The 25,708-nt window shown below is 66.2% G+C and carries 24 protein-coding genes; 13 read left to right on the forward strand and 11 right to left on the reverse strand.

Features of this window, described 5'->3' with window-relative positions:
* Positions 1 to 22 precede the first annotated feature (22 nt).
* The 6 genes from MUG96_RS08255 to MUG96_RS08280 form a co-directional block, all read right to left on the reverse strand.
* A complete protein-coding gene (locus tag MUG96_RS08255; RefSeq protein WP_246988252.1) occupies positions 23 to 787 on the reverse strand; it encodes an enoyl-CoA hydratase/isomerase family protein in 765 nt (254 codons plus the stop codon).
* Between the two features lie 143 nt (positions 788 to 930).
* Entirely contained in the window at positions 931 to 1,707 is a 777-nt protein-coding gene (locus MUG96_RS08260) for an SDR family NAD(P)-dependent oxidoreductase (protein WP_246988254.1), read from the reverse strand.
* 100 nt (positions 1,708 to 1,807) lie between these two features.
* Positions 1,808 to 2,716, reverse strand: coding sequence for an alpha/beta fold hydrolase (locus tag MUG96_RS08265; protein WP_246988256.1), 909 nt, complete (start codon positions 2,714 to 2,716; stop codon positions 1,808 to 1,810).
* A 98-nt stretch (positions 2,717 to 2,814) separates the two neighbouring features.
* The gene (locus tag MUG96_RS08270) at positions 2,815 to 4,461 is read right to left on the reverse strand and encodes an AMP-binding protein (RefSeq protein ID WP_246988258.1); all 1,647 of its coding nucleotides are present in this window, start codon (positions 4,459 to 4,461) and stop codon (positions 2,815 to 2,817) included.
* 103 nt (positions 4,462 to 4,564) lie between these two features.
* Positions 4,565 to 5,716: an acyl-CoA dehydrogenase family protein gene (locus MUG96_RS08275; protein ID WP_246988260.1), complete on the reverse strand. Its 1,152-nt coding sequence runs from the start codon at positions 5,714 to 5,716 to the stop codon at positions 4,565 to 4,567.
* 82 nt (positions 5,717 to 5,798) lie between these two features.
* Complete coding sequence (locus MUG96_RS08280; protein WP_246988262.1) at positions 5,799 to 6,551, reverse strand: SDR family NAD(P)-dependent oxidoreductase; 753 nt, start codon at positions 6,549 to 6,551, stop codon at positions 5,799 to 5,801.
* Positions 6,552 to 6,659: 108 nt separating this feature from the next.
* Here MUG96_RS08280 and MUG96_RS08285 point away from each other — a divergent pair, with 108 nt between their 5' ends.
* Positions 6,660 to 7,721, forward strand: coding sequence for a 2,3-butanediol dehydrogenase (locus MUG96_RS08285; protein ID WP_246988264.1), 1,062 nt, complete (start codon positions 6,660 to 6,662; stop codon positions 7,719 to 7,721).
* 95 nt (positions 7,722 to 7,816) lie between these two features.
* Here the strand turns inward: MUG96_RS08285 and MUG96_RS08290 are convergent, their stop codons facing one another.
* Positions 7,817 to 8,617 carry an enoyl-CoA hydratase/isomerase family protein gene (locus MUG96_RS08290; protein WP_246988266.1) on the reverse strand — a complete coding sequence of 267 codons (801 nt, stop codon included), beginning with the start codon at positions 8,615 to 8,617 and terminating at the stop codon, positions 7,817 to 7,819.
* 84 nt (positions 8,618 to 8,701) lie between these two features.
* On the opposite strand from MUG96_RS08290, the gene MUG96_RS08295 reads away from it, so the two are divergent.
* On the forward strand, positions 8,702 to 9,133 hold the full coding sequence (locus tag MUG96_RS08295; RefSeq protein ID WP_246988268.1) for an acyl-CoA thioesterase: 432 nt from the start codon (positions 8,702 to 8,704) through the stop codon (positions 9,131 to 9,133).
* A gap of 57 nt (positions 9,134 to 9,190) precedes the next feature.
* A complete protein-coding gene (locus tag MUG96_RS08300) occupies positions 9,191 to 10,780 on the forward strand; it encodes a long-chain-fatty-acid--CoA ligase (protein WP_246988270.1) in 1,590 nt (529 codons plus the stop codon).
* On the opposite strand, the gene MUG96_RS08305 is transcribed toward MUG96_RS08300, so the two are convergent.
* Complete coding sequence (locus tag MUG96_RS08305) at positions 10,777 to 11,613, reverse strand: enoyl-CoA hydratase/isomerase family protein (protein ID WP_246988272.1); 837 nt, start codon at positions 11,611 to 11,613, stop codon at positions 10,777 to 10,779. The genes MUG96_RS08300 and MUG96_RS08305 overlap by 4 nt on opposite strands.
* Positions 11,614 to 11,713: 100 nt before the next feature.
* Between MUG96_RS08305 and MUG96_RS08310 the strand changes: the two genes are divergently transcribed.
* Both MUG96_RS08310 and MUG96_RS08315 read left to right on the forward strand, forming a co-directional pair.
* Positions 11,714 to 12,733: an alcohol dehydrogenase catalytic domain-containing protein gene (locus MUG96_RS08310; protein ID WP_246988274.1), complete on the forward strand. Its 1,020-nt coding sequence runs from the start codon at positions 11,714 to 11,716 to the stop codon at positions 12,731 to 12,733.
* Between the two features lie 105 nt (positions 12,734 to 12,838).
* Positions 12,839 to 13,915, forward strand: coding sequence for a zinc-dependent alcohol dehydrogenase (locus MUG96_RS08315; protein WP_246988276.1), 1,077 nt, complete (start codon positions 12,839 to 12,841; stop codon positions 13,913 to 13,915).
* Here MUG96_RS08315 and MUG96_RS08320 read toward each other — a convergent pair.
* A complete protein-coding gene (locus MUG96_RS08320; RefSeq protein WP_246988278.1) occupies positions 13,912 to 15,363 on the reverse strand; it encodes a dihydrolipoamide acetyltransferase family protein in 1,452 nt (483 codons plus the stop codon). The genes MUG96_RS08315 and MUG96_RS08320 overlap by 4 nt on opposite strands.
* A 171-nt stretch (positions 15,364 to 15,534) precedes the next feature.
* Here MUG96_RS08320 and MUG96_RS08325 point away from each other — a divergent pair, with 171 nt between their 5' ends.
* On the forward strand, positions 15,535 to 16,302 hold the full coding sequence (locus tag MUG96_RS08325; protein ID WP_246988280.1) for an enoyl-CoA hydratase/isomerase family protein: 768 nt from the start codon (positions 15,535 to 15,537) through the stop codon (positions 16,300 to 16,302).
* Between the two features lie 102 nt (positions 16,303 to 16,404).
* Positions 16,405 to 17,145 carry an SDR family NAD(P)-dependent oxidoreductase gene (locus MUG96_RS08330; RefSeq protein ID WP_246988282.1) on the forward strand — a complete coding sequence of 247 codons (741 nt, stop codon included), beginning with the start codon at positions 16,405 to 16,407 and terminating at the stop codon, positions 17,143 to 17,145.
* Here MUG96_RS08330 and MUG96_RS08335 read toward each other — a convergent pair.
* Together MUG96_RS08335 and MUG96_RS08340 are read right to left on the reverse strand one after the other, a co-directional pair.
* On the reverse strand, positions 17,142 to 18,122 hold the full coding sequence (locus MUG96_RS08335; protein WP_246988284.1) for an alpha-ketoacid dehydrogenase subunit beta: 981 nt from the start codon (positions 18,120 to 18,122) through the stop codon (positions 17,142 to 17,144). The genes MUG96_RS08330 and MUG96_RS08335 overlap by 4 nt on opposite strands.
* Entirely contained in the window at positions 18,119 to 19,135 is a 1,017-nt protein-coding gene (locus MUG96_RS08340; protein ID WP_246988286.1) for a thiamine pyrophosphate-dependent dehydrogenase E1 component subunit alpha, read from the reverse strand. Before MUG96_RS08340 ends, MUG96_RS08335 begins: the two co-directional genes overlap by 4 nt.
* Positions 19,136 to 19,344: 209 nt before the next feature.
* On the opposite strand from MUG96_RS08340, the gene lpdA reads away from it, so the two are divergent.
* From lpdA to MUG96_RS08370, 6 genes are all read left to right on the forward strand, one after another.
* Entirely contained in the window at positions 19,345 to 20,760 is a 1,416-nt protein-coding gene (gene lpdA, locus MUG96_RS08345) for a dihydrolipoyl dehydrogenase (RefSeq protein WP_246988288.1), read from the forward strand.
* 298 nt (positions 20,761 to 21,058) lie between these two features.
* The gene (locus tag MUG96_RS08350; protein WP_246988290.1) at positions 21,059 to 22,321 is read left to right on the forward strand and encodes an ABC transporter substrate-binding protein; all 1,263 of its coding nucleotides are present in this window, start codon (positions 21,059 to 21,061) and stop codon (positions 22,319 to 22,321) included.
* A gap of 15 nt (positions 22,322 to 22,336) precedes the next feature.
* Entirely contained in the window at positions 22,337 to 23,089 is a 753-nt protein-coding gene (locus MUG96_RS08355) for an ABC transporter ATP-binding protein (RefSeq protein WP_246988291.1), read from the forward strand.
* Positions 23,089 to 23,787: an ABC transporter ATP-binding protein gene (locus MUG96_RS08360; RefSeq protein WP_246988293.1), complete on the forward strand. Its 699-nt coding sequence runs from the start codon at positions 23,089 to 23,091 to the stop codon at positions 23,785 to 23,787. Before MUG96_RS08355 ends, MUG96_RS08360 begins: the two co-directional genes overlap by 1 nt.
* 2 nt (positions 23,788 to 23,789) lie before the next feature.
* On the forward strand, positions 23,790 to 24,677 hold the full coding sequence (locus tag MUG96_RS08365) for a branched-chain amino acid ABC transporter permease (protein WP_246988296.1): 888 nt from the start codon (positions 23,790 to 23,792) through the stop codon (positions 24,675 to 24,677).
* A complete protein-coding gene (locus tag MUG96_RS08370) occupies positions 24,674 to 25,636 on the forward strand; it encodes a branched-chain amino acid ABC transporter permease (RefSeq protein ID WP_246988298.1) in 963 nt (320 codons plus the stop codon). The genes MUG96_RS08365 and MUG96_RS08370 overlap by 4 nt, the downstream gene beginning before the upstream one ends.
* Positions 25,637 to 25,708: the final 72 nt, after the last annotated feature.

Consider the following 25,708-nt stretch of genomic DNA (forward strand, 5'->3'; position numbering starts at 1 on the left):
CCATGCCCGAGTCGTCCCCCGGTTACTCGTCGAGGGCCTCCAGCGACCGCTGCTGGGTCTCCTCTTCCTGATAGGCGGCGATCGCGTGATGGATCGCCTGTTGCATGCCCTCCTCGACGGTCGGCGGTCTGACGGAGCGGACCTGTCGCTTGGCGAACCCGTGGACGTACCGGGGTTTCTCGGCGAGCGTCCGTTCGAGGCGCGTCACCGCGTCGTCGAGTTCGTCCCCGTCGACGAGTTCCTCGACCAGTCCGATCTCGTGTGCACGGCCGGCGTCGATGTTCTCGCCGGTCATGATCAACCGCTTCGTCATCCCCTCACCGATCAGTCCCGGCAGTTTCTGGGCACCGCCGTAGTTTATCGCCAGGCCGAGTTTCGACTCCGGGAGGCCGAACGTCGCGTCGCGCGTCGCGACGCGGAGGTCACAGCTGATCGCCAGTTCGAGCGCGCCACCGAGGACGTACCCCTCGAGGGCTGCGACGACGGGGACGTCCACCGTTTCGAGGAGATCGAGCACCTCGTGAATCTCCTCGAGTTGCTCGCGGACCTCGAGGGGCTTCTGGTCGATCCACCCGGGGACGTTGTTCAGGTCCACGCCCGCGGAGAAGTCCCCGCCGGCACCGCGGATCGTCACGACGCCCGTGTCACCGTCGGCGACGGCCGTCTCCACCGCGTCGCCGATCTCGGCGAACGTGGTCCCCGTCAGCGCGTTCTTCTTTTCGGGTCTGTCGAGGACTATGGTCACGCCTCGGTCCGATGACTCGACGGATATCTCGTCGTACTCCATACGGTCGCACATCCCGCGCTCCCTATTAAACGCTTGGCGCCGGAGCACGGCAGCACCCGTCGATCGCCCGCGACGCGCGGTCGCCGCGGGGCGACGGACGACGGAACACCGTCGACGACTCGGCGGCGGCGATGCCCGCGCGACTACGGTCGGAAGTGCGTCTCGTGTGCGTGTCGGTAGCCGGCGTCGACGACGAAGTCCTCGCCGGTGACGAACGACGCCCGCTCGCTGGCGAGAAAGACGATGCACTCGGCGATCTCGGCCGGATCGGACAGGCGTCCGAGGGCGTTTTCGGACGCCATCGCCGCTCGCTTTTCCTCCGGGTCGTCCTGGGACTCGATGTGGTGTTCCACGGGCGGTGTCGCCACGAACCCCGGACAGACCGCGTTGACGCGGATGCCGTCACCGCCCAGTTCGACCGCCAGCGTCCGCGTGAGGTTGATAACGGCGGCCTTGGCCGCGCCGTACGGCGCGTGGAACGGCGACCCGGTGATCCCGTCGACGGAGGCCGTGTTGACGATCGAACCCCCGCCGCTTCGCATCATTTCGGGCACGACGGCCTGACAGCCGTTCCAGACCCCCTTGAGGTTCACCTCGAGCTGGAGGTCGAAATCCGCCTCCGCCGTCTCCTCGAACCGCGACAGCCGGAGGACGCCGGCGTTGTTGACGAGCACGTCGACGCCACCGAACTGCTCCGTCACGTCGTCGACGACCTCGTCGAAGCGGTCGCCGTCGGCGACGTTCAGTTCGTAGGACGCGGTCTCGGCGCCCGCGTCGGCCAGTTCGTCGGCGGTCTCTCGCACCCCGTCGGCGTCGATATCAGTCGCGACGACCGTTGCGCCCCGCTCCGCGAGCTGCACCGCAGTCGCCCGTCCGATACCCGATGCTGCGCCGGTGACGATCGCTGTTCGGTCGTCCATACGTGGCCGACAGCCACGAGCGACTTCAATCTTCGCCCACCCCCTCCCTCGCCGTCGCGGGACGGCACCGACCGCAGGACTACCCTCCGGCGCTCCGGAATCAGGCCTCGGTCCGGCGCAGGAAGTCGACGACGAGCGACTCGATGCGGTCGGCGCGTTCGTGATGCATGAAGTGCCCGGCGTCGGAGACGATCTCCCGTTCCCACTCGCCCGCGAACGCCCGGCCGATGTCCCGAAACATCTCCGGGCCGACGCAGCCGTCGGTCTCGCCGCCGAGTACGAGCGCGGGGACTTCGATGGCGTCCGTCGGTGAGAGCCGATCGTCCTGCCGGAACGCGTCGATCTCGGACACGGGTCGGAACATGTGCCGGTAGTACGACAGCGCCGCCTCGACGGTCCCGGGCGTCCGGAACGTCGACTTCACCGACTCGAGCCGATCCTCCGGGAACTCCCAGCCGGGGCTCCAGTCGCGCCAGATGCGCTCGATCAGCGCGAAGTCGTCCGCTCGCAGCGCCGCCTCCGGCAGTCCCGGGAGCTGGAAGAACGCGATGTACCAGCTCCGGAAGAGCTGCTGTGGGTGGTCGGCGACGTGCTGCCAGAACAACGGGGGGACGGCCATCGTGACGATCCGCGTGAAGACGTCCGGGGCGAACTTCGCCGCGAAGTAGGCCGTGATCGCGCCCGTGTCGTGGCCGACGAGTGTCGCCGTCTCGAAGCCGAGTTCGTCGACGATCTCCAGCACGTCGCGGACGACGTGGGCGACGTGGTACTCCTCGTCCGGGATCGACTCGTTCTCGGGCGTCCCGTACCCGCGCAGTGCGGGCGCAACCGCCGTGTATCCCTCGCGGCCGAGCGCGGCCGTCAGCCCGGCCATCGAGCCAGCGTCGTCCGGGAAGCCGTGTAACAGGACGACGAGGGGGTCGCCGTCGCCGGCGCGGACGGCGTCGAAGGTCAGCCCGTTCGCCTCGATGGTCGTCTCCGTGACTGCCGAGTGACTGTTCCCGGTCATAGCGCGTATACCGCACCCGGAAATGAAAAACCCCGCCCCGACCACCGGATCGTCCGCCGACCGTCAGCCGATTCCGGAATCGCCCGGCGTCGCCCTGCTCACCGCGTCACGGGCTCCATCCCGAGTTCGTCGGCGATCCGATCCCTGAGAACGTTCTTCTGGATCTTTCCGCTCGCCGTCATCGGGAGTTCGTCGACGATCTCGAGCCGCTCGGGGTACTTCTGTTTCGCGATCCCCTCCTGGTCGAGGTACTCGGTCATGTCCTCGAGGGTGAACTCGTGCCCCTCTTTGACCTTCACGTACGCACACCCCTTCTCCTGCATCTCGGGGTCCGGCATGGCGACGATGGCGACCTCCTCGATCGCGGGGTGTTCGTAGAGGCGGTCCTCGACGTCTTTGACCGGGATGTTCTCGCCGCCGCGGATGATGATGTCTTTCTTCCGGCCGGCGATCTCGACGTAGCCGTCCTCGTCCAGGATAGCCAGGTCGCCGGTCTCGAACCACTCTCCGTCGAAGGCCGCCTCGTTGAGTTCGTCACCGAGGTACCCGACCATGAGTTCGGGGCCGTGGGCGACGAGTTCGCCCTTCTCACCGGGGGGCAGCCGTTCGCCCGTCTCGATGTCGACGATTTCGACGCTCACCTCGGGGGCCGGGAGCCCGTCCGTCTCCGCGGCCTTCTCAAGCGGGGCGTCCAGGGGCGACCAGGTGGCCGTCGGGAACTCCGTCGACCCGTAGACCCGCTGGACGGTGCAGTCGAGCCGGTCGGTCGCCCGTCTGACCAGGTCCGGCGGGACCTCGGCACCGCCACACCCGAAGAAGCGAAGCGGGGAACTCCAGTCGTCCGGGACCTCGTCGCACATCCCCTGCAGGAACGGCGTCGCGCCGACGGTCATGTTGCAGTCGTGTGTCTCCACGAGGTCGACCGCTTCGGCGGCGTCCCACTCGTCCATCAACACGAGGTCCATGCCGTGCGTGTACGGCAACTCCAGCGCGTACAGCATCCCCGTCACGTGCGTCACCGGTGACGGCATGAACACGGTCGTCTCGTGGGACAGCCCAAGTATCTCGACCGTCTTGCGCAACTCGAACAGCGTCGTGTTGTGCGTGTGGAGGACGCCCTTTGGGTCGCCGGTCGTCCCGCTCGTGTACAGGAGCGCGTGGATGTCGTCGGCACCCATCTCGGGGCGGTCGTAGCCCTCCGCGCTCGTCGCGGCCATGTCGTCGTAGGTCCTCGTGTCGACGGACTCGTGGCCGTCCGCTTCCCCGCCGACGGTGACGACCGTCTCCAGCGCGGGGAGGTCGGGAGCCAGTTCGGCGATCATCTCGGGGTAGTCGAATCCCCGGTACTCCGCGGGAACCACGACGCACTTCGCGTCGGAGTCGCCGAGGATGTACGAGACTTCGCTCTCCCGATAGATCGGGATGATGGGATTGGCGACCGCCCCGACGTTGGCGACGGCGAGGTGCACGACACACGACTCCACCCAGTTCGGGAGCTGGTACGAGACGACATCGCCGGCCTCGATGCCGAGTTCCTGGAGCGCGGCGCTGACCCGTCGGACCTCGTCTTCCAGTTCGCGGTACGTAACCGTGCGGTTCGGGCCGACGATCGTCGACTCCGGCCGCTCGGCGACGGCCTCGTCGAACAGGTCGACGAGCGTCTCGTCGCGCCAGTGGCCCTTGTCGTAGTACCGGTTGCGATATGCTTCGGTCAGCCGTGGAAGCGTTACGTCGTCGATTCCCATAGTTGACAAGGTCAGAGCTGATTTTAATATGATTTGTGCAAAGTGACAACCATCGTAGGTTATGGCCGTGGCTCGGTCGGCCGGCCCGTCGAACCGCCTCGCGTCACAGGTCGCCCGGCGTGATACTGTCGTAGATGATGTTCTTCTGTATCTGGCTGGTCCCCTCGACGATCTTCTGGACCCGGGAGTCGCGGTAGAACTTCTCGACGGGGAAGTCCTTGGTGTAGCCGTAGCCGCCGTGAATCTGGATCGCGTCCGAGCAGACGTCCTCACAGATTTCGCTCGTGTGGTACTTCGCGATCGAGGCCAGCTGGCGGGGGTCCTCGCCGGCCATGTGCTGTCGGGCCGCGCGGTACACCGTCGACCGCGCCGTCTCGACCTTCGTCGCCATGTCGGCGAGCATCCACTGCAGTCCCTGAAACTCGCCGATCTGCTGACCGAACGCCTCCCGCTCCTGGGCGTACTCGTAGGCGTACCGGTACGCGCCGGCGGCCGCGCCGAGCGCGTTCGCGGCGACCATGATGCGGTTCTCGTTGAAGAAATCCATTAGCTGGTAGAAGCCCTCGTCCTCCGTCCCGACGAGGTGGTCCGCCGGGACCCGGGCGTCGGAGATGCTGATCTCCGCCGTTGGACTGGCCCGGAGGCCCATTTTCTCGATGTCCTTCTCGATCGTGAACCCGTCCGTTTCGGTGGGGACGATGAAGGCGCTGATGCCGCCGTGTCCCGCGTCGGGCGTGGTCTTCGCCATCACGAGCATGAAGTCCGCGACCGGACTCGTGCTCGCCCACGTCTTCGAGCCGTTGAGGACGTACCCGTCGCCGTCCTTCTCGGCGGTCGTGCGCATCCCGGCTACGTCGCTGCCCGCGTCCGGTTCGCTGATGGAGGTGCCACAGGCCGCATCGCCGGCGAGGACTGGCCTGACGAACTCCTCTTTCTGCCACTCGTCGCCGTGTTCGAGGATCATCTCCGTCCCGAACTTCCCGGTCAGCACCGCGGTCCCGATCCCAGGATCAGCACGGTTGAGTTCCTCGTGGACCAGGATCGTCGAGAGGAAGTCCATGCCGGACCCGCCGTACTCCTCAGGGTAGTGTGGCGCGAGGAAGTCCAGGTCGGCGGCCTGCTCGAAGATTTCCCATGGGAACGAGACCACTCCCGGTTCGTCGTAGTCTCGGGATCGCGGGATGACCTCGTCTTCGGCGAATTCGCGGACGGCACTACGCACCGCTTCGTGTTCGGCTGACAGGATACCTGTCATTACCACGGTCTACAGAAGCGCCCGATATATATCTTGTCCGGCGGGGACTCGACGCGAGAACGGCGCGTTCGCGACCGACGGGTCAGGTGTTGGTGAACCCGCCGTCGACGGCGAGAATCTGTCCGTTCACGAAACTGGCGTCCTCGCTCGCCAGGAACCGGACGGTGCTCGCGACCTCGGACGCCTCGCCGAGTCGCCGCTGGGGCGTGTGCTTGATGGCGAACTCCTCGGTGCCCTCGGGGGTGTCCTCCTCGAACATCCGCGTGTCGATGAAACCGGGCACGACGGCGTTGGTCCGAACGCCGTCGCGGGCGTACTCCGTGGCGACCTGTTTGGTCGCCGCTACGACGCCCCCTTTGGTCGTGCTGTACCCGAAGTTGCCGATGCCGCCGCGGATCCCGTAGGCGCTCGAGATGTTGATGATGGCGGCGGACTCGTTCTCTTCGAGGACCGGAATCCCGTGTTTGCAGCAGTGGAAAATCCCCGTCAGGTTGACCGCCAGTTCCGCCTGCCAGTCCTCGGCGGAGGTCTCAGTGACGGAGCCGAACCTGGCGATGCCGGCGTTGTTGACGAGGGTCTCGACGCTCCCGAACCGGTCTTCGGCCGTCTCGAACATCGCCTCGACGGACGACTCGTCGGTCACGTCCGTCTCGACGTACAGCGCCTCGCCCTCGAACTCCTCGAACAGTTCACCGACCGACGGCGCGTCGGCGAACGGTTCCTCCCGGAGGTCCGCGACGACGACGTTCGCGCCCGCCTCGCCGAACGCTCGACAGATTTCGCGTCCGATACCCGATGCACCGCCGGTGACGACGGCTGTGGTGTCTGTGACCATCGAGTGAGCAGACACGACCGGTCATAATAAAGACGGTGGACGGGCGCCCGTTCCCGCCGGGTGAGGGCCGGGGGAACTGTTACTAAACGGGGGGTCCAACGTGCCGGTATGCAGGCAGCGCTCTACTACGGGCAGGAAGACGTTCGCGTCGAATCGACCGATCCCCAACCGCTTGGGCCGGATGCCGTTCGGGTGGACGTGTCCGCGTGTGGCATCTGTGGCTCGGACCTGCACGAATACACCGCGGGACCGATCTTCGTCCCCGAGGACCCGCATCCGATGACCGGTGCGGCGATCCCGCTCAGGATGGGCCACGAGTTCGCCGGAACCGTGAGCGAGACCGGGGCGGACGTGACCGACCTCTCCGTCGGCGACCCCGTCGCGATCAATCCGATCCGGTCCTGTGGTACGTGCCGGTACTGCCGGGCGGGGAAACAGCACCTCTGTGAGTCGGTAGCGCTCGTCGGCGTGTCCGCCGACGGCGGCGGGTTCGCAGAGCAGTCTGTCGTCCCCGCCGGAAACGCCGTCCCGCTCCCGGAGTCGGTCCCGCCGCGAATCGGGGCGCTCGTCGAACCGTTCAGCGTGGCCCTCCACGCCGTTCGACAGTCGGAACTGGCGGGGGGCGACTCCGCGGCCGTGTTCGGGTGTGGCCCTATCGGACTGGCGATCCTTCAGGTGCTCCGGGCGACCGGCGCGACCGACGTCTTCGCGGTGGAGCCACGCGACGCGAGACGCGAGCTGGCCGCCGATTTCGGGGCCACCCCGATCGACCCGACCGAGACCGGCGCCGTGAAACGGATCAAAAGCGCCACTGGGGACGGGACGGACGTGGCGTTCGAGGTGGCCGGCATCGAACAGACGTACAACGACGCAATCTCGAGCACCGTCCGCGACGGGACCGTGGTCGTCGTCAGTATGTTCGAGGAGGCTATTCGGACGCACCCGAACACCGTCGTCATGGCCGAGCGGACGGTCAAGGGGACGATGTCCTATCTGGGGAGCGAGCGCTCCGACGGGGAGTTCCGTTCGGTCGTCGACCTGTTCGCGTCCGGCCGACTCGACCCCGAGCGGCTGGTGACGGAGACGATCGGGCTCGCGGACGTCGAGTCCGGGTTCCGGTCGCTCGGGACCCCCGAGGACGAGCAGATCAAAATACTGGTGGAATGCTAGCGCCCACCGGTCGGCCGTGAGCCGGCCGCGGCGGGGGGACGGTCAACGCGTGACTTCCGCGAGGGGCGACCCCCGTCTCGGGTTCGCGAGCGGGTTCAGTCCTCGGTGTCGCGGCCGCTCGGGAAGTCCGGTCGGCGGTTGTTGAGGAACGCGTCGACGGCCTCCTCGTGGTCGGGATGCTGCTGGCTCACGCCCTCGAGCGCGAGGCCTTCCTTGAGCGCGACGGTGTTGCCGAGTTCGAGCCAGGCGTTGAGCGTCTTCTTGGTGTAGCGGATCGCCGTCTGTGGCCCGGAGGCGAGTTTGTCGATCATCTCCTCGGTGGCCTCGTCGAGTTCGTCGTCGGGGACGACGTGGTTCGCGAGACCGAGTTCCTCGGCCTCCTCGGCCGAGACGAGGTCGCCGGTCATCAGCAGTTCTTTCGCCTTGTTGAGGCTCGTGAGCAGGGGCCAGATGACGGCGCCGCCGTCGCCGGCGACGAGCGCGACGCTGACGTGCGGGTCGCCGATCCGCGCCTCCTCGCTCATCATGACGATGTCACAGAACAGCGCCAGCGTCGCACCGAGTCCGGTGGCGTCCCCGTTGACCTTCGCGATGACGGGCTTTTCGAGGTTGACGATGTCCTCGATGATCTGTTCGCCCTCTCGCATCGTCTTGTGGAAGTTCTCGGGGTCCTCGATGTTCCGCTGCATCCAGTTTACGTCCCCGCCGGCCGAGAAGGCGTCGCCGTTGCCGGTCAGGACGACGACCCGCGCGTCCGTCTCGTAGGCCTCGCCGAAGACCTCGGAGAGTTCCGCGTGCAGCGGGTCGTTGACAGCGTTGAGGTTGTCCGGCCGGTCGATCGCGATCGTCAGAACGTCGTCGTCGAGACTCACGTCCAGGTGATCGTACTGGTCCATTGCGTCTCGTTCGTCGAATGGTTCGGTAATAAAAGTTCGCTTGGGACGGGTAATTCTAAGTGCGTGACGCCAGTTGCGGAGCGTATGGGTGCCGACGAGTACGGATACGAGACAGCCATGCTGGTGCGGGTACGCGACCTCGATCACATGAAACACGTCAACAACGCCGTGTACGCCACCTACATGGAGCAGGCGAGAGTCGACTACTTCGAGGACGTCCTCGACGTCGGTCTCGACGACATCGAGATGGCGGTCGTCACCAGCCACATCGAGTTCGAGCGACAGGTCCGCCACGGCGGGGAACTGACGGTGCAGATGCGGGTCCCGGAACTCGGACGGTCGAGTTTTCCCTTCGAGTACCGCTTTCTCGACGGCGAGGAGACGGCCGCGACCGCGAGGTCCGTCCAGGTCGCGCTCGACACCGAGAACGACACCTCGAAACCGATCCCCGACGACTGGCGGGAGGGCATCGCGGCGTACGAGGACATTCCGCCGGGGGACGGGACGGCGGACTGACCGGTGTCGCACCAGGCAGCCGAAAACTCTAACAGGAAACCGGGCGAGATGTCTGGTATGGGTTACCTGCCTACAGTTCCCGAGACGCTAGCACGGACGACACGGAAGTATCCGGAGCGCGAGGCCATCGTGTATCCCCGCAAGGACGTCCGGTGGACCTACGAGGAGTTCGACGAGCGAGTCACGCGGTTCGCCAACGCGCTTCGTGCGTCGGGCGTCGAGAAGGGCGACCGGGTCTCGCTCATCCTGTACAACTCCGCGGAGTTCGCGGTAGCGGTGTTCGGACTCCTTCGTGCCGGGGCAGTGTTCAACCCCATCAACTACCGTCTCGCAGCCGGCGAAGTCGCCTACATCGTCAACGATTCGGCATCGGAGGTCATGGTGTTCGAGGAGGCGACACGCGAGACGGTCGAGGACGCACGCGAGGAGTTCGAGAGCGTCGAGGAGTACATCTACATCGACGACGACGTGGAGCAAACTCCGGAGTACGCCGACGGGTTCCACGACACCGTCGCGGACGCCGCCGCCGATCCCGTGGACGTGGGGCTCGAACCCGAAGACCAGTACGCCATCATGTACACGTCCGGGACGACCGGCCGCCCGAAGGGGGTCTTTCACTCCCACCGGGACGCGACCTACCACAACCTGATGTACTTCGGCCGAATGGACCTCGACTACGACGACGTCGGCATCTCGGCGATGCCGCTCTATCACAACGCCGAACTGAACTGCGGGCTGTTCCCGCGGGTGAACCTCGGCGCGAAGACCGCCATCGTCCACGAGTTCGACGCCGAACGCGTCCTGGATTTGATCGACGCGGAGGGGGCGACGCACCTGTTCGTCGCCTCGCGGACCTGGTCGGGCCTGCTCGAAGAGGCCGAACGGCGCGACGACTTCGACGGGAGCAGCCTCGAACTCGGCGTCTACGGCGCGGCACCGATGCCCCCGTCGCTGCTCGAGCAGTGTATGGAGGTGTTCTGTGACGACTACGCGACGGCCTACGGAATGACCGAGATGGGGCCCTGTGCGACGTTCATCCGCCCCGACGAGGTGCGGGAACAACTCGGCAGCGTCGGCCGTGCCGCCCCGAACCACGAGGTCCGAATCGTCGAACCGACCGAGACGGAAGACCCCGCCGACCCCGTCATGCCCGAGGACACCGTCCCGCAGGGCGACACCGGCGAGATCATCCTCAGCGGCCCGCCGCGGATGCGCGAGTACTGGGGCCTGCCCGAGAAGACCGACGACGCGATTCGCGACGAGTGGTTCTTCACCGGCGACGCGGGCTACTTCAACGAGGACGGCTACCTCTTCCTCGTCGACCGGATCGACGACATGATCATCTCGGGCGGCGAGAACATCTACCCCACCGAGGTCGAGAACGTGCTCTACCAGCACGACGGCGTCGTCGAAGTGGCCGTGATCGGCGAGGAAGACGACGAGTGGGGCGAGCGCGTGACCGCGTACGTCGTCGCCGACGGTGACTTCGACGCCGAAACGCTGGAGGCGTTCTGTCTGGACCACGACGAACTCGCGGACTTCAAGCGACCGCGGACGTACCACTTCGTCGACGAGCTCCCGCGGAACCCGAGCGGCAAGATTCAGAAGTTCAAGCTCCGCGAGCAGACTGCGGACGCGGCGAACTAGTCGTCGCCGGGCTCTTCCATTCCCTTGTTCTGCTCGTTCATGTACTCCAGGGCTGCCTCGATCCCCTCGGATTCGGCGATCCGGTAGTACTCCTTGCCGTATTCGGTGTGGTGTCCGAGCGAGTCGAACAGTTCGCTGTACTTCATCATCGGCTTCGCGCCCTGCATCTCGGCGACGCCGTTGACCACGTGTTTGAGAATGCGGACGTTGTTCCCGGGCATCTTCCGTATCTCCTCGATCTCGTCGACGACGACGTCCATGAGGTCCTCCCCGGGGACGATCCGGTTGACCATGCCGAGGTCCTTCGCCCGCTCGGCGTCGACGACTTTCCCGGAGAACAGCAACTCCTTCGCCTCGTGGAGGTTCATCACGAACGGATAGATCAGCGTCGGCGGCACGCCCGCCATCCGCAGGCCCGGATAGCCGAACTCGGAGTCCTCGGAGGCGATGACGATGTCACACGCCATGGCGATGTCGCTGCCGCCGGCGAGACAGTACCCGTTCACGGCCGCGATGACCGGCTTGTTGCAGTCCCAGATCGCGTGGACGTGCACCGTCGAGTCCTCGAACTTGTCCATGAGATTGTCGACCGTCGGCACCGGATCGTCGTCGTCCCCGCCCGGCTCGATGTCGTACCCGGCCGAGAAGGCGGCGTCGCCCGCACCCGTCAGCACGATGGCACGGACGTCTTTGTCCGCTTCGGCCCGCTCGATGGCGTCGCGCAGATCGGTGATCAGCTCGCCGCTGAGCGCGTTCATCTTCTCCGGTCGATTCAGTGTCAGGAGCGCCATCGCGCCCTCCTCGCGAGTCTCGTACTTGACAGTGTCTGCCATGCAGCCTATCTTGTGGGCCCCCCAAAGAAAACCCTTCTGTCCGCCGGGGCCGGCGGCCGAACCCACATTTATTTGTGGCGGATGGCCGAACCCTCAACGGATGCGTGCAGCAGCATTTACCGGGTTTGGCGGCCCGGAACACGTTTCGGTAGAGTCGTTCGACGATCCGTCGCCGGGGCCGGGCGAGGCCGTGGTCGACGTCGAAGCCTGTTCGCTCAACCACCACGACCTCTGGATTCTCGAGGGGCACCTCTGGATCGGTGAGGACGACCTGCCCTTCGTCGCCGGGATGGACGTGGCGGGGACGGTCTCGGCAGTCGGCGACGGCGTTCGCAACGTCGAACCCGGCGACAGGGTCCTCCTCAACCCCAGCGAGACCTGCGGGTCCTGCCGGTACTGCAGGGAGGGGCCGGAGAACCTCTGTGAGCGGTTCAACCTCTATCACGGCGGGTTCGCGGAGAAGGCCCCCGTCGAGGCGGACCGGCTGGTCCAGGTACCGGACGACATGGATCTGGTCGAGGCGGCGGCCCTCCCCGTCGCGTACATGACCGCGTTGCGGATGCTCAAGATGGCCGACGTCGAGGTCGGCGACCGGGTGTTCGTCCCCGGTGCCACCGGCGGCGTCGGCGTCGCCGCGACCCAGTTGATCGACGCGCTCGGTGCTAACTCGATCGGGACCTCGACCTCGGCGCGGAAACTGGAGCGCCTGGAGTCCCTGGGCGTCGACCACGCCATCGAGTCGGGCGACCCCGAGACCATCCAGTCGGCGGTCCAGGAGATCGGCCCGGTCGATGCGACGCTCAACCACCTCGGCGGCGAGTTCTCCGACGTGGGCATGAACGTGCTCCGGCGCGGCGGGAAGATGGTGATCTGTGGGGGAACGGCCGGTCCCACGTCCGAACTGACGCTCAGTGACCTGTACCTGAACAACAAACAGGTGATCGGGAGCACGATGGGGACACAGCGCGACCTCGAACAGGTCGTCGGCCTCGTCGCCGACGGGGAGTTCGAACCGGTCGTCGACCAGACGTACGCGCTCGCGGATACCGACCAGGCGTTCGCCGACATGAGCGACCGGTCGGCGTTCGGGAAGCTCGTCGTCACGCCGGACGCCGAGTGACGGCCCCGCGACGGCAGCGGAACTGACGCGCTCGCGGGCACCGACACGCGTTTTCGAGCAGCCGACGACCGCACGCTTTTGTAAGCGGGCCGTGTTCGTCGGCGTATGCGTCTAGCAAGGTTACACGAACCGGGCGAGATTGCCGTCGACGAGGTCGACGAGCCGTCGATGCGTCCGGGATCGGTCCGCATCGACATCGAGTACTGCGGTGTCTGCGGGTCCGATCTGCACGAGTTCGAACACGGACCGGCACCGCTCCGCGCCGAGGACCGCGGACACGTGATTCCGGAGTCGGAGTGGTCGGACCACCTCCCGATGCCGATGGGCCACGAGATCGTCGGGACGGTGACGGAGGTCGGCGAGGGGGTCGACCGCATCGCGGTCGGCGACCGGATCACGCCCTGTCTGATCCTGCCGTGTGACGACTGCCGGTACTGCGCCGACGGCGACTACCATCGCTGTGAGCGGATCACCGGCCCCGTCGCGACGCCCGGGTTCGCCGACGAGATCGTCGTCCCCGCCTCGACGGCCGTCGTCGTCCCCGACGACGTCCCGTCGCGCCACGCGGCGCTGACCGAACCGCTGAGCGTCTCGCTCCACGGGATTCGGCAGGGCGGACTGGCCGCGGGTGAGACGGTCGCGGTCTTCGGCGCGGGGACGATCGGACTGGGCGTCGTCGGCGCGGCCGTCGCCGCCGGTGCCAAGGAGGTCGTCGTCAGCGAACCGCGGGCCGCGCGACGCGAGGCCGCAGAGGCGATGGGTGCCGACGCGGTCGTCGACCCGACCGAGCGGGACCCCATCTCGTTCGTCCGCGACCGGACTGACGGCGGCGCCGACCTCACCGTCGAGGCCGTCGGGAAGGAACCAACGCTCACCCAGTCGGTGCGGAGCGCGGCCTACGGCGGGACGGTCGTCGTCCTCGGCGTGTTCACCGAGGAAGCGTCCATCCACCCCAACGACGTGATGCAAGCCGAACGGACCGTCGTCGGGTCGTTCGCGTTCCGGGGTGGTCACCAGCGCGACCGGGGCGAGTTCCCCGCCGTCCTGAAGCTGCTGTCCGACGGACGGCTCGACCCCGAGCCGATTCTCAGCGACGTCCTCCCGCTCGCGGAGGTCGACACCGCCTTCGACCGGCTCAGGGACCCCGAGAGCGATGCCGTGAAGATATTGATCGAACCCTAGACCTCGAACACGCGGCCGGGGAACTCGAGGTTGTCGGCGAGTTCGTCGAGGAACCGGCCGGAGTCGGCCCCGTCGAGGACGCGGTGGTCGATGGTGAGACTGAAGGTGACGACCTCCTCCAGCGCGATGTCGCCGTCTCGCTCGACGGCCCGCTCTTTCACCCGCCCCATCGCCAGGATGGCGACCTGTGGCGGGTTGATGATCGAGTAGGAGACGTCCATGTCGAACGCGCCGACGTTCGTCACCGTGAACGTCCCGCCACTGAGGTCCGCCGGCGAGTGTTCGCCGTCGAGGACGCGCTCGACGAGCGCCGAGCGGTCCGCGGCGACGTCGGCGAACGGGCGGCTGGCGACGTTCTCGACGACGGGGACGACTAGCCCGCTCGGCCCGTCGACGGCGTATCCGACGTTCACCTCCTCGAAGAGCCGGTGTTCGCCGTCCACGAAGTGGGCGTTGAACGCCGGCATGTCCCGGAGCGTCCGGCCGACGGCGTAGAAGACGAGGTCCGAGATCGAGGCGTCCACGCCGTGTGCGTCGGCGAGTCGCTCCTGCACCCGCCGGAGGTGCTCGATGCTGATCTCCCGGGTCCCCATGACGTGGGGCTTCTCGCGCGCACTCGCCGATAGCCGGTCGGCGATCGTCCGCCGCGTTCCCGACAGCGTCCGGGTCTCGGTGACGGTGAGGTCACTCCCGGACTGCGTCGCCGGTGTCGCTGCGGTCCCGTCGGAGCGGCCACCCTCGATCCGGGACCGCACTTCGGTCGTGGTGATCGTCCCCGCACCGCCGGTCGCCGACCAGACCGAATCGAGGTCGATACCGGACTCGCGCGCCAGTCGACGCGCGGATGGCGTCGCGCGTACCGCCCGGTCGGGAACGCCGGTCTCCGCACTGTCCGCCCCGCCCCGCGTCTCGTCGAGGTGCGTCAGCACGTCGGCCTCGACGATCGACCCTTCCGGCCCCGTTCCACGAATCGCCGCGAAGTCGACGCGCCCGTCCGCCTGGGCCGCGGCGCGTCGGGCGCGCGGGGAGACCTTGGGCGCTCCGGCGTCCGCGTCAGGCGCCGCCACGTCCGATGATCCGGTACTCGCCGCGTCCGCCCCGCCGCCGGCGGCGGGAGCTTCCGTGGACGAATCGTCCGTGTCCTCGCCCGGCCCCGCCGTGGTGGTGTCCGCGGCCGACACGGCCGACGCCGGCGGCGGTTCTTCGCCCTGCTCACCGATTACGGCGATGGGCCGGCCCGGTTCGATCTCGATCTCCGTCCCGGGTTCGACGTACACCGCCAGCAACACGCCGTCGACCGGGGCCTCGACCTCCGCACTGGCCTTGTCCGATTCGATTATCGCCAGCAGGTCGCCCGCTTCGACCGCTTCCCCGACCGAGACCTCCCACGAGACGAGCTCGCCGAAATCGCTGAGGCCGAGCTTGGGTATTCCGACGATATCAGGCACGATGAAAAGAGAGACCGTCTCGTATTTATATTTTTACTACCGCAGCACGCTGCGGCCCGCCCTCCGGAGCCGCGAGACGGTCGCACCTCGGCCCGGAGACGACCCGGAACGGAGTCTTCGGTGGGACAAGGCTTATTTAGTCATTCATTCATCATTAATAATGGGTGTGATATGAGTACACAACCCACACTCGACGAGTATCGGGACGACTACGAGTACGCGGACCTGGAGCGAAACGACGGGGTGTTAGAGGTCACGCTCAACACCGATGGGGACGAACTCGTCTGGGGGTTCGAGCCGCATCACGAACTCGGCTACCTGTTCGCCGAGATCAGGGCCGATACGGAAAACGAGGTCGTGATCATCACGGGCGCCGGAGAGAACTTCATCGCCGAAGAGGACCTGGCGAACAAGGTCCCGGACCCACAGGACTGGCTGCAGGTCATCGAGGACGCCAAACGGCTGGCGTACAACCAGCTCGAAATCCCGGCACCGATGATCGCGGCGGTCAACGGTGACGCGCTGGTCCACTCGGAGATCGCGCTGTACTGCGACATCGTGCTGTGCGCCGAGGACGCGCACTTCCAGGACAAGCCACACTACAACGACGGCCTGGTCCCCGGCGACGGCGTGCAGGTCATCTATCCCATGCTTCTCGGGATCAACCGAGGTCGGTACTTCCTCCTGACGGGCGAGAAGCTGTCGGCCCAGGAGGCCAAGGACCTGGGTCTGGTCGCCGAGGTGATGCCCAGGGAGGAACTGCTGCCGCGCGCCCACGAACTCGCCGACACGCTCCTGGAACGGGCACCGATGACGGTTCGTCTCACGCGAGAGGCGATCCTCAAGGAGCTGAAAGCGCGAACGAGGGACAACCTCGTTCACGGTCTGGCACTCGAAGGGCTCGCCGCGATGGACGACTGGCCGGCGTTCGAAGCGTAGCCGGCGCCGGAGGCGTCCAGCGGGGGACTGTCGGCACCGTCGCGGCCCTCGCCGGAACCGACCGGGAACAAATCTATGTAGGAGCGGCGAAACGCGACTACTATGCGTGGACTAGAAGACAGTACTGTGTTCATCACCGGCGGCGCGTCCGGAATCGGCCGGGCGACCGCCGTTCGACTCGCCGAGGAAGGAGCGACAGTCGTCGTGACCGACGTGGACGAGGAGGGCGGCCGCGAGACGGTCTCGGAGGTCGAGAACGTCGGCGGCGAGGCGACGTTTCACGAACTCGACGTCCGGGACTACGAGGCGTTCGAGAGCCTGATCGAGGCGACGGCCGACCGCCACGGCGGCGTCGACGTGCTGTTCAACAACGCCGGGGTCGGCGAGGCGAAATCGTTCGAGGAGACCACTCCCGAGCACCGGGACCGGCTGTTCGACATCAACGTCACGGGCGTCTGGAACGGCTGTCACGCGGTGCAGTCGGTCATGCGTGACAGCTCCGGCGGCTCGATCATCAACACGTCCTCGATGGCCGGCTGGGTGCCCGCCGAGATAACCACGTACGCGATGACGAAGGCGGCGGTGTTGCACTTCACCCGGTCGGTCGCGCAGGAACTGGGCCAGGACGGAATCCGTATCAACGCCGTCTGTCCGGGGACGATCGAGACGCCGATGTTCGAGACGTTCTACGGCGACAAGGTCAAAAAGACGATGCGGCGGAAGAACGCGCTCAATCGACACGGACAGCCGGAGGAGGTGGCCGCCTGCGTCGCCTTCCTCGCGAGCGACGACGCCTCGTTCGTGACGGGGCGGGCGATCAAGGTCGACGGCGGGTACGTCTAGTACGGGACGCCGAACTGCGACCGGATCGCGTCGGCGATCTCCGCCACGGACGGGAGCACCTCGTCTTCCAGCGGGGGGCTGAACGGGATCGGTACGTCCTCGACCCCGACCGTCTCCGGCGGCCCGTCGAAGTCGAAGAACTGCTCCTCGACGAGACGGTCGACGACGTATCCCTGCACGCCGTACTGTAGCGGCGTCTCGTCGACGACGACGAGCCGGCCCGTCTTCTCGACGCTCGCGCCGATCGTCTCCACGTCGAGCGGCGAGAAGGTCCGCGGACTGATCACCTCGACGGAGATGTCGGACAGTTCCTCGGCCGCCTCGACCGCCCGGTGGTACATCAACTGCGTCGCGACCACGGTCACGTCGTCGCCGGGCTGTTCGACGACGGCCTCGCCGAGCGGGAGCGTGTACTCCTCGTCGGGGACCTCGCCCTCAGTGCTCGTGAGGTACTTGTGGAAGAAGAAGGCCACCGGGTTGTCGTCCCGGATCGCGCTCTTGAGCAGCCCCTTCGCGTCGTAGGGCGTCGTCGCGGTGACCACGACCCAACCGGGGACGTTCCCCAGCCAGGCGTGGACGGACTGGGAGTGTTGCGCGCCCGAGGCGATGCCGGCCCCGGACGGCGCAAAGAGCGTCAGCGGCGCCTCGAGGTCCCCGCCGCTGATGTAGGGCATCTTCGGGATCTGGTTGAACGTCTCGTCGCCCGCCGTCGCCACGAAGTCCGCGAACTGGAGCTGTGCGACCGGCCGGAGCCCGCCGACCGCAGCACCCAGCGCGTGGCCGGCGATGCCGATCTCCGACAGCGGCGTGTCCCTGACGCGGTCCGTGCCGTACTTCTCCTGGAGGTCGCGCGTCTCGCCGAAGTTGCCGCCGAAGTCGCCGACGTCCTGCCCGGCGAGATACACCGACTCGTCGCGGGCCAGTTCCTCGTCGAGCGCCTCCCTGATCGCGTCTACATAGCGGAGCGTCCGTGTCACGCGTCCTCACCTCCCTGCCCGTACAGCGGCCGCTGGTACAGGTCGTCGTACGCCGTCTGTGGGTCGGGGTACTCGCTCTCGCGGGCGAACGCGACGGCCTCCTCGGCCTCGGTCCTGATCTCCGCGTCGAGGTCCTCGTACTCGTCGTCGGTCAGCACGCCGTCCGCGAGCAGCCGCTCGCGGTAGTTCTCGAGCGGGTCACCCTCCTCGCGGATCCGCTCTCGCTCCTCCTCGCTCCGGTAGGTCTCCTTGTCGCCGCCGAAGTGGCCGACGAGGCGATGGACGCGCGACTCGATGACCGATGGGCCCTCGCCGTTCCGGGCGCGTTCGACGGCGTCGGAGACCGCCTCGTAGACGCGCTCGACGTCCGTCCCGTCGATGGTCTCGGTCGGCATCGTGTGTGGGTCGCCGTAGTCCGACAGCTGCTCCGGCGGGAGCGCCTCCGCCGGCGTCGAGATGGCCCACTCGTTGTTCTCGATGACGAAGACGACGGGCAGGTTCCAGTAGGCGGCGAACACCAGCGCGGTGTGGAACGAGCCGCGGGAGGTCCCGCCGTCACCGACCGTACAGACGACGACCGACCCCGTCTCGCGCTGTTGCTGTGCCAGGGCCAGTCCGACCGCGGGGTTCAGGCCGGAGCCGATGGTCGCCGCGTGTCCGTACAGGTGTCGGTCCACGTCCGAGACGTGCATCGACCCGCCTTTGCCGCCGTTCGAGCCCGTCTCTTTCCCGAACAGTTCCGCCATCACTTCGTCCATCGGGAGCCCCTTGGCGAGGTACTGGCCGTGGAGCCGGGCGCCGCCGACCGCCAGCCAGTCGTCGGTGTCCATCGCGCCACACATCCCGGCGTGAGACCCCTCGTGGCCCCGGCAGAGGTGCAGGAACCCCGGAATATCGCCCTCGTCGGAGGCCGCCTCAGCGGCCTCCTCGAAGCGCCGAATCCGAAGCATCTCTCTGAGAAGGTCGATAGCGGTATCCGTCGCTACCGTGACCGGATCGGTGTCTGTCTCCATGCGATAGTAGAACCAACGTCGACGTGGCGTGAAATAGGTTGTCCCCTGTCGGGACCCGACCGCGCTGCGCGTCGCGGTGCGGTCGCGAATGGGTCGTGTCCCCTCGGGGGAGGGTGCCCGTTCGGGCCGAACTCGGCGTCCGAATCGCCCGTGACACCGACGACGCGACAACCCGTAGATTCAACACCCCGACCGTCGTTGGCAGCCCCATGGCGGACAGTGACCACACCACTGAAACGAATGTACTGGTCGTCGGCGGCGGCCCCGGCGGCTACGTATCGGCCATTCGCGCAGCACAGTTGGGCTTGGACGTGACGCTCGTCGAGAAGGATGCCTACGGCGGGACCTGTCTCAACCGGGGATGCATTCCGTCGAAGGCACTCATCTCCGCGCTCGACCTGACCCACCGCGTCCGCGAGGGCGACCACATGGGCATCGACGCCGAGGTCAGCATCGACATGGGGACGATGACGGACTGGAAGGACGACGTAGTCGACCGGCTCACGGGCGGCGTCGAGCAACTCTGTCGGGGGAGCGGCGTCACCCTGATGGAGGGGCGGGCGGCGTTCACCGGAGCGCACACCGCACGCGTCGAGTCCGACGGGGACGAGACGTCGATGACCTTCGAACACGCGATCCTCGCGACCGGGAGCAGGCCGATCGAGATCCCGGGGTTCGAGTTCGACGGCGACCGCATCCTCTCCTCGAAGCACGCGCTCGCGCTCGACGAGATGCCCGCGAGCATCGTCGTCGTCGGTGCGGGGTACATCGGGCTGGAACTGGCGACGGTGTTCGCCAAGGCCGGCAGCGACGTAACGGTCGTGGAAATGCTCGACCGGGCGTTGCCCCAGTACGAACGGGACCTGACGCAGGTCGTCCAGGACCGCGCAACGGACCTCGGCATTGAGTTCGCCTTCGGCGAGGTCGCGAGCGACTGGTCGGCGACCGACGACGGTCTCACCCTCGTCACGGAGAACGAGGACGGGGCGACCGCGGAGTACGACGCCGAAAAGTGCCTCATCGCGGTGGGGCGAGAGCCGGTAACGGACACGGTTGATCCGGCCGCCGCGGGGGTTGAGAGAGACGACGACGGGTTCTTCGTGACCGACGACCGCGCGCGGACCACCGTCGACCACGTCTACGCCGTGGGCGACGCGGCCGGCGAGCCGATGCTGGCACACAAGGGCATGATGGAAGGCGAGGTCGCCGCGGAGGTCATCGCGGGCGAACCCGCCGCGCTGGACCGGCAGGCCGTCCCGAAGGTCGTGTTCACGGACCCGGAGATTGCGACGGTCGGCATGACCGAAGACGAGGCCGAAACGGTCGGATTCGATCCGGCCGTCGGCGAGGTCCGGATGGGAACCAACGGTCGCGCCCTCACCCGCGGCGACGACACGGGGTTCGTCCGCGTCGTCGCCGACACCGAGAACGGGTTCCTGCTCGGCGCCGCGATCGTCGCCCCCGAGGCGTCCGAACTGATCGGCGAGCTTGCGCTCGCCGTCGAGATGGGTGCCACGGTGACGGACGTGGTGTCAACGGTCCACGCGCACCCGACCCTCGCGGAGGCGGTCCGCGAAGCGGCCGCGAAGGTCACCGGCAGAGCGATCCACGCCATGAACCGCTGATATCGCCATCGTTCAGGCCCAACGGACTCGAAACGCCGGCCGTCCGTTGCCGCCCTCGCCACGCGAACGACGCACGGAACCGACGAGGCCGATACCCGGAAGGCGACGCCGAAGTAATGTTGTCACTCCCTCACTTTTTGGCGGCGTATTTCCCGCTGATTCGCTCCTCTGGTCGCCGCTCTGCCCCGCACCCTTCCGATCTGTCGATCTCAGGATTTCCGAAGCTCGAGCGAAAGTATAAAATTTCCATCAAACATGTTTATATGGATGACATCAGCAAAGACTGATAGACGGTACCATGACAGACGGAAGTCAGCACATCGGGCTAAATCGACGAACTGTTCTCAAGTCTCTCGGGGCCGGCGGTGCGGCGTCACTGCTCGCGGGTTGTAGCGGCGGCGGCGGTGGTGGTGGGGGCGAGATCGGAGACACCCTCACCATCGGGTTACTAGCTCCGCTCTCGGGCGCGTACGGGTTTGCCGGGGAATTCCAGCGCCAGGGGATGGAACTCGCCTTCGAGGAACTAAACTCGTCGGACGAGGTTTTCCCGGACACGACGCTCGAGTTGGTCCGCGGGGACACGGAGACGGACCCGGACACCGGGCTGTCCGAGGCCCGCCGGCTGTATCAGCAGGAGGACATCGACGTCTTCGCCGGTTGTACGAGCAGTTCCGTCGCGTCCGTGGTCAGCGAATACGCCAACAACAACAACATCATTTTCTCGATGATCCAGTCGGCGGACAGGGCGTTGACGTCCGGCGAGAACTGTCGGGCGAGCTCTTACAGACCGAACCCCCACACCCACCAGGCGGGACGACTCGCCGGGAACTGGTGTACGGACCAGTTCGGCGAGCGTGCGTTCATTCTGCACCAGGACTACAGTTACGGGACCGCGACCCGCGACGCGGTTGAACAGGGTATCAGCGAGGCCGGCGGGACGGTCGTCGACACGGCCGCCGTCCCGCTCGGGAACCAGCAGTTCCAGTCGGTCATCGACCGCATCGAATCGACCGACATCGACTGGCTGCTGTTCGGCATCACCGGGAGCGGGTCGACCGCGTTCCTGACCCAGGCGGCCAACCGCGGCCTCGACATACCCATGGGGAATCAGAGTCTCCCCTCGTACGCGACCGGCGAGGTGGGTCCGGACATCATCAACCAGTTCAGCGAGCTCTACCGGACACCGGCGCTCTACACGCGGGAGATCGACACCCAGCGCAACAGTGAACACGTCAGCGCCTTCGAGGAGATGCACGGCCACCCACCGAACTACAGTTCCGAAACGGGATACATGGTCGGCCGGTTCCTGGGTGAAGGGCTTCACGAGGCGGGGACGCTCGACGTGGAGGAAGCCCGGAGCACCCTCGAAGGCTTCACGGTCGAGAGCGCGCGTGGCTCCAACACGATTCGGGAGTGTGACCACCAGGGAACGCCGCCGCTGTACATCGCCAAAGTCACTGGCGTCGACGAAGAGGTGGGCCTCGGGACCCACGAAATCGTCGATCAGTTCGACAGCGCGGAGTACACCGATTCCTGCTCCGACATCGAGTGTCAGCTCTAATCCCAGAACCTGGACATGAGTGACTCAGCAGTCCTGCACACAGAAGACCTCACCAAGAAGTTCGGCGAGCTGGTCGCCGTCGACGGGGTCAGCTGGAGTGTCGACGCAGGGGCGACGAAAGCGATCATCGGGCCAAACGGCGCCGGGAAGAGTACGTTCTTCAACCTGGTGAGCGGTGTTCTGTCGCCGACGAGCGGGAACGTCTCGTTCAACGGCGAGCCGATCGCTAGCAAAAAGGAACACGAGATCGCCAGGCTCGGACTGATCAAAACGTTCCAGCAGACGAACATTTACGAGGAGAGCACCGTCTTCGAGAACATCCGCATCGCGGCCCAGATGAAGGAGACGACCTTCAATATGTGGGCACGGGCGGACAGCCTGACCTCGGTTACCGAACGGACGGAGGAGATTCTATCGCGGCTCGGACTCGACGCCGAGCGGGACCGGACTGCCAGTGACCTGCCACACGGCCTCCAGCGAAAGGTCGAAGTGGGGATCGCGCTCGCGACAGAGCCTGACGTCATCCTCTTCGACGAACCGATCGCCGGGATGTCCGAGGAAGGTCGCCACGAGATGCTCGAAGTCCTCTCGGAAATATCGGCGGACCCCTCGCTGACAATCGTCATCACCGAGCACGACTTCGATTTCATCATGGATATCGCCGACGAGGTGACCGTGCTCCATCAGGGAGCGGTCCTGACGGAGGGGACGCCCGACGAGATCACGAAAAATGACCAGGTACAGGAAGTGTACCTGGGAGGTGAATGATGTTGGAAATAGAATCCGTTGACGGTTACTACGGGAAAAGTCATATCCTCAAGGGACTGTCCCTCGAGGTCGGCGACGACGAAATCGTCGCCCTGCTCGGCCGCAACGGGGCCGGGAAGACGACGACCTACCGCGGGATCATGGGCGTGCTCCCCCGGATCGAGGGGCGAATCACGATGCACGGCGAGGATATCACGGGACTGCCCCCGGACGAGGTGTACAACCGGAACATCTCCTGGATCCCCGAGCGGCGTCGGATTTTCGCCAATCTCGACGTCCAGGAGAACCTCGAGATGGGCCTGACCGACAGGTCGGAACGCGAGTCCCGCTTCCAGGAGGTGTTCGACCTATTTCCGCGCCTCGAGGAGCGCCTCGACCAGCAGGCCGGAACGCTGAGCGGCGGCGAACAGCAGATGTTGGCCATCGGGCGCGCCCTCGTTAGCCACCCGGACCTCATACTAGTCGACGAACCGTTTGAGGGCCTGATGCCCACGCTCGTCGACGACGTCGCCGACGCACTGGCCAAACTGGCCGAAGGAGACGTTGCCATGTTAATCGCTGATCAACGGACGGAAGAGACACTCGAACTGGCAGACAGCGCGTACATCATCGAAAACGGACGGATCGTCCACTCGGACTCGGCGGCGGGGGTCGCCTCCGACGGCGACCTCCAAGAGAAGTATCTGGGGGTGCAGTGACGATGTCGACCCTCCATCCGTTGATCATCACACCGCTTCTCGACGGGCTCAGCTGGGGCGTCATGCTCGTCCTCATCTCGATGGGACTGACCCTCATCTTCGGGTTCCTCGAGGTCGTCAACTTCGCCCACGGCGGCTACTACATGCTGGGTGGCTACATGGCGTTCGTCTCCGTCAACGCTGGCTTCGGGTTCGTCCCCGGTGTCCTCGGTGCGATCGTCGTGATCACGCTGCTCGGGGTCCTGACCGAACGACTGGTGTTGAAACCGTCGTACGACTTCGGGCCCATCACACAACTGCTCATCATGGTCGGCGTGGCCCTGATAATCGAGGGCGCCGTGGTCTTGATCTGGGGAGAACAGAGCAAGGGCGTCTCGATCCCGGACCTGCTCTCGGGCTCCGTCAGCTTCCTCGGCGTGACGTACCCGATCTACCGACTCACGATCATGACGATCGGAGCTATCGTGATCGTCGCCGTCTGGCTGTTCCTTCAGCGGAGCCGCGTGGGCCTCGTCATCCGGGCTAGCCTCACCGACAAGGAGATGGCTCGCTCGTTTGGCAACGATATCCCGACCATCTATACGCTCGTGTTCGCCGGCGGCGTCGCGACTGCCGCGCTGGCCGGGGCGCTGATGACGCCGATCCGCGGTATCGGGCCCGGAACCGGTGCGACGATCCTGCTCCAGGCGTTCATCGTCGTCGTCGTCGGTGGCCTCGGTAGCTACCGCGGGAGCGTCATCGCGGGACTCGGACTCGGGATGCTCGACATCCTGGTTGTCCGGTACGTCTCGTTCCGGCTGGGTGGCATTACCATCATCGCCGCGCTCCTCGTGGTCCTGCTCATCAAACCCCGTGGCCTGTTCGGTGTCCAGGGGGTGATGCAGGAATGAGCGTCCGCACTGCCGTCACCGACGGGGAGGTCGGCCTGCCGACGATCGGTATCGGGATCGCCGTCTTCGTCCTCTTCCTCGCGCTCCCGTTGTTTCTCGGCGAGTTCGAGGTGGGCATCCTCACCCGGATACTGATCCTCGCGATATTCGCGCTCGCGTTCAACATCGCGTTCGGCTTCACGAACCTCCCGTCTTTCGGGCACGCGGCCTTCTTCGGGGTCGGTGCCTACGGGATGGCCCTGACCATGGAGTACCTGGAGCCGGGGTCGATCTTCATCCCGCTCATCGTCGCACTGTTCGCGGCGTTCGTGCTCAGCGTGATCATGGGACTCGCATCGCTCCGCGGGAAGGGTATCTACTTCTCGCTGCTGACGTTCGCGTTCGCGCAGTTCCTCTACGAGGTCGTGTTCCGGTGGACCGAGTTCACCGGCGGCTCGGACGGCGTCATCCTGTTTGCGCCCACCGTCTTCGGGTTCTCCATTTCCGGGCCGGTGAACGTCTACTACATCTCGCTGGTACTCCTCGCCGTGTTCATCGTCGGGATGTACCGCCTCCTCAACTCGCCGTTCGGGAAAGTGATGGCGGCGGTCCGAAAGAACGACGAGCGAACGGGCGCGGTCGGCTATCCGGTCAAGCGCGTGCAGCTGACCGTGTTCGTCATGTCCGGGACGCTGGCGAGCCTCGCGGGGATGTTGCAGGCAGTGAGTAACATCTTCGTCTCGCCGAGCACCCTGTTCTATCAGCAGTCCATCGACGCGCTCGTCGTCACGATTATCGGCGGGAGCACGACGCTTCTCGGCCCGGTCATCGGCTCGTTCATCCTCGTCCTACTCCGGGAAGGGACCCGAGAGCTGGCGAACATCGGGACGATCCTGACCGGCGTCATCTTCATCGGCATCATCCTGCTGGCCCAGGACGGCGTCATCGGAGAGATCCGGAACTACTTCGAAGAGGAGTAACGCCGTCGGCCAGGCCGTTTTCGCCGCTCGTTTCTCCTGCTCCTGTCCGGACGGGGCGGCCGCCGTCGCCGG

Origin of the sequence: Halorientalis marina (assembly GCF_023028345.1) — an archaeon.
Classification (GTDB): domain Archaea; phylum Halobacteriota; class Halobacteria; order Halobacteriales; family Haloarculaceae; genus Halorientalis; species Halorientalis marina.

Excerpts from the sequence above, each read along its gene's own strand:
- MUG96_RS08355 (WP_246988291.1), top strand. The coding sequence starts at position 22,337 with ATGAGTGACTCAGCAGTCCTGCACACAGAAGACCTCACCAAGAAGTTC.
- MUG96_RS08285 (WP_246988264.1), top strand. The coding sequence starts at position 6,660 with ATGCAGGCAGCGCTCTACTACGGGCAGGAAGACGTTCGCGTCGAATCG.
- MUG96_RS08350 (WP_246988290.1), top strand. The coding sequence starts at position 21,059 with ATGACAGACGGAAGTCAGCACATCGGGCTAAATCGACGAACTGTTCTC.
- MUG96_RS08370 (WP_246988298.1), top strand. The coding sequence starts at position 24,674 with ATGAGCGTCCGCACTGCCGTCACCGACGGGGAGGTCGGCCTGCCGACG.
- MUG96_RS08290 (WP_246988266.1), bottom strand. The coding sequence starts at position 8,617 with ATGGACCAGTACGATCACCTGGACGTGAGTCTCGACGACGACGTTCTG.
- MUG96_RS08340 (WP_246988286.1), bottom strand. The coding sequence starts at position 19,135 with ATGGAGACAGACACCGATCCGGTCACGGTAGCGACGGATACCGCTATC.
- MUG96_RS08295 (WP_246988268.1), top strand. The coding sequence starts at position 8,702 with ATGGGTGCCGACGAGTACGGATACGAGACAGCCATGCTGGTGCGGGTA.
- MUG96_RS08300 (WP_246988270.1), top strand. The coding sequence starts at position 9,191 with ATGGGTTACCTGCCTACAGTTCCCGAGACGCTAGCACGGACGACACGG.
- MUG96_RS08260 (WP_246988254.1), bottom strand. The coding sequence starts at position 1,707 with ATGGACGACCGAACAGCGATCGTCACCGGCGCAGCATCGGGTATCGGA.
- lpdA (WP_246988288.1), top strand. The coding sequence starts at position 19,345 with ATGGCGGACAGTGACCACACCACTGAAACGAATGTACTGGTCGTCGGC.
- MUG96_RS08275 (WP_246988260.1), bottom strand. The coding sequence starts at position 5,716 with ATGACAGGTATCCTGTCAGCCGAACACGAAGCGGTGCGTAGTGCCGTC.
- MUG96_RS08310 (WP_246988274.1), top strand. The coding sequence starts at position 11,714 with ATGCGTGCAGCAGCATTTACCGGGTTTGGCGGCCCGGAACACGTTTCG.
- MUG96_RS08305 (WP_246988272.1), bottom strand. The coding sequence starts at position 11,613 with ATGGCAGACACTGTCAAGTACGAGACTCGCGAGGAGGGCGCGATGGCG.
- MUG96_RS08280 (WP_246988262.1), bottom strand. The coding sequence starts at position 6,551 with ATGGTCACAGACACCACAGCCGTCGTCACCGGCGGTGCATCGGGTATC.
- MUG96_RS08270 (WP_246988258.1), bottom strand. The coding sequence starts at position 4,461 with ATGGGAATCGACGACGTAACGCTTCCACGGCTGACCGAAGCATATCGC.
- MUG96_RS08325 (WP_246988280.1), top strand. The coding sequence starts at position 15,535 with ATGAGTACACAACCCACACTCGACGAGTATCGGGACGACTACGAGTAC.
- MUG96_RS08315 (WP_246988276.1), top strand. The coding sequence starts at position 12,839 with ATGCGTCTAGCAAGGTTACACGAACCGGGCGAGATTGCCGTCGACGAG.
- MUG96_RS08255 (WP_246988252.1), bottom strand. The coding sequence starts at position 787 with ATGGAGTACGACGAGATATCCGTCGAGTCATCGGACCGAGGCGTGACC.
- MUG96_RS08365 (WP_246988296.1), top strand. The coding sequence starts at position 23,790 with ATGTCGACCCTCCATCCGTTGATCATCACACCGCTTCTCGACGGGCTC.
- MUG96_RS08265 (WP_246988256.1), bottom strand. The coding sequence starts at position 2,716 with ATGACCGGGAACAGTCACTCGGCAGTCACGGAGACGACCATCGAGGCG.
- MUG96_RS08360 (WP_246988293.1), top strand. The coding sequence starts at position 23,089 with ATGTTGGAAATAGAATCCGTTGACGGTTACTACGGGAAAAGTCATATC.
- MUG96_RS08330 (WP_246988282.1), top strand. The coding sequence starts at position 16,405 with ATGCGTGGACTAGAAGACAGTACTGTGTTCATCACCGGCGGCGCGTCC.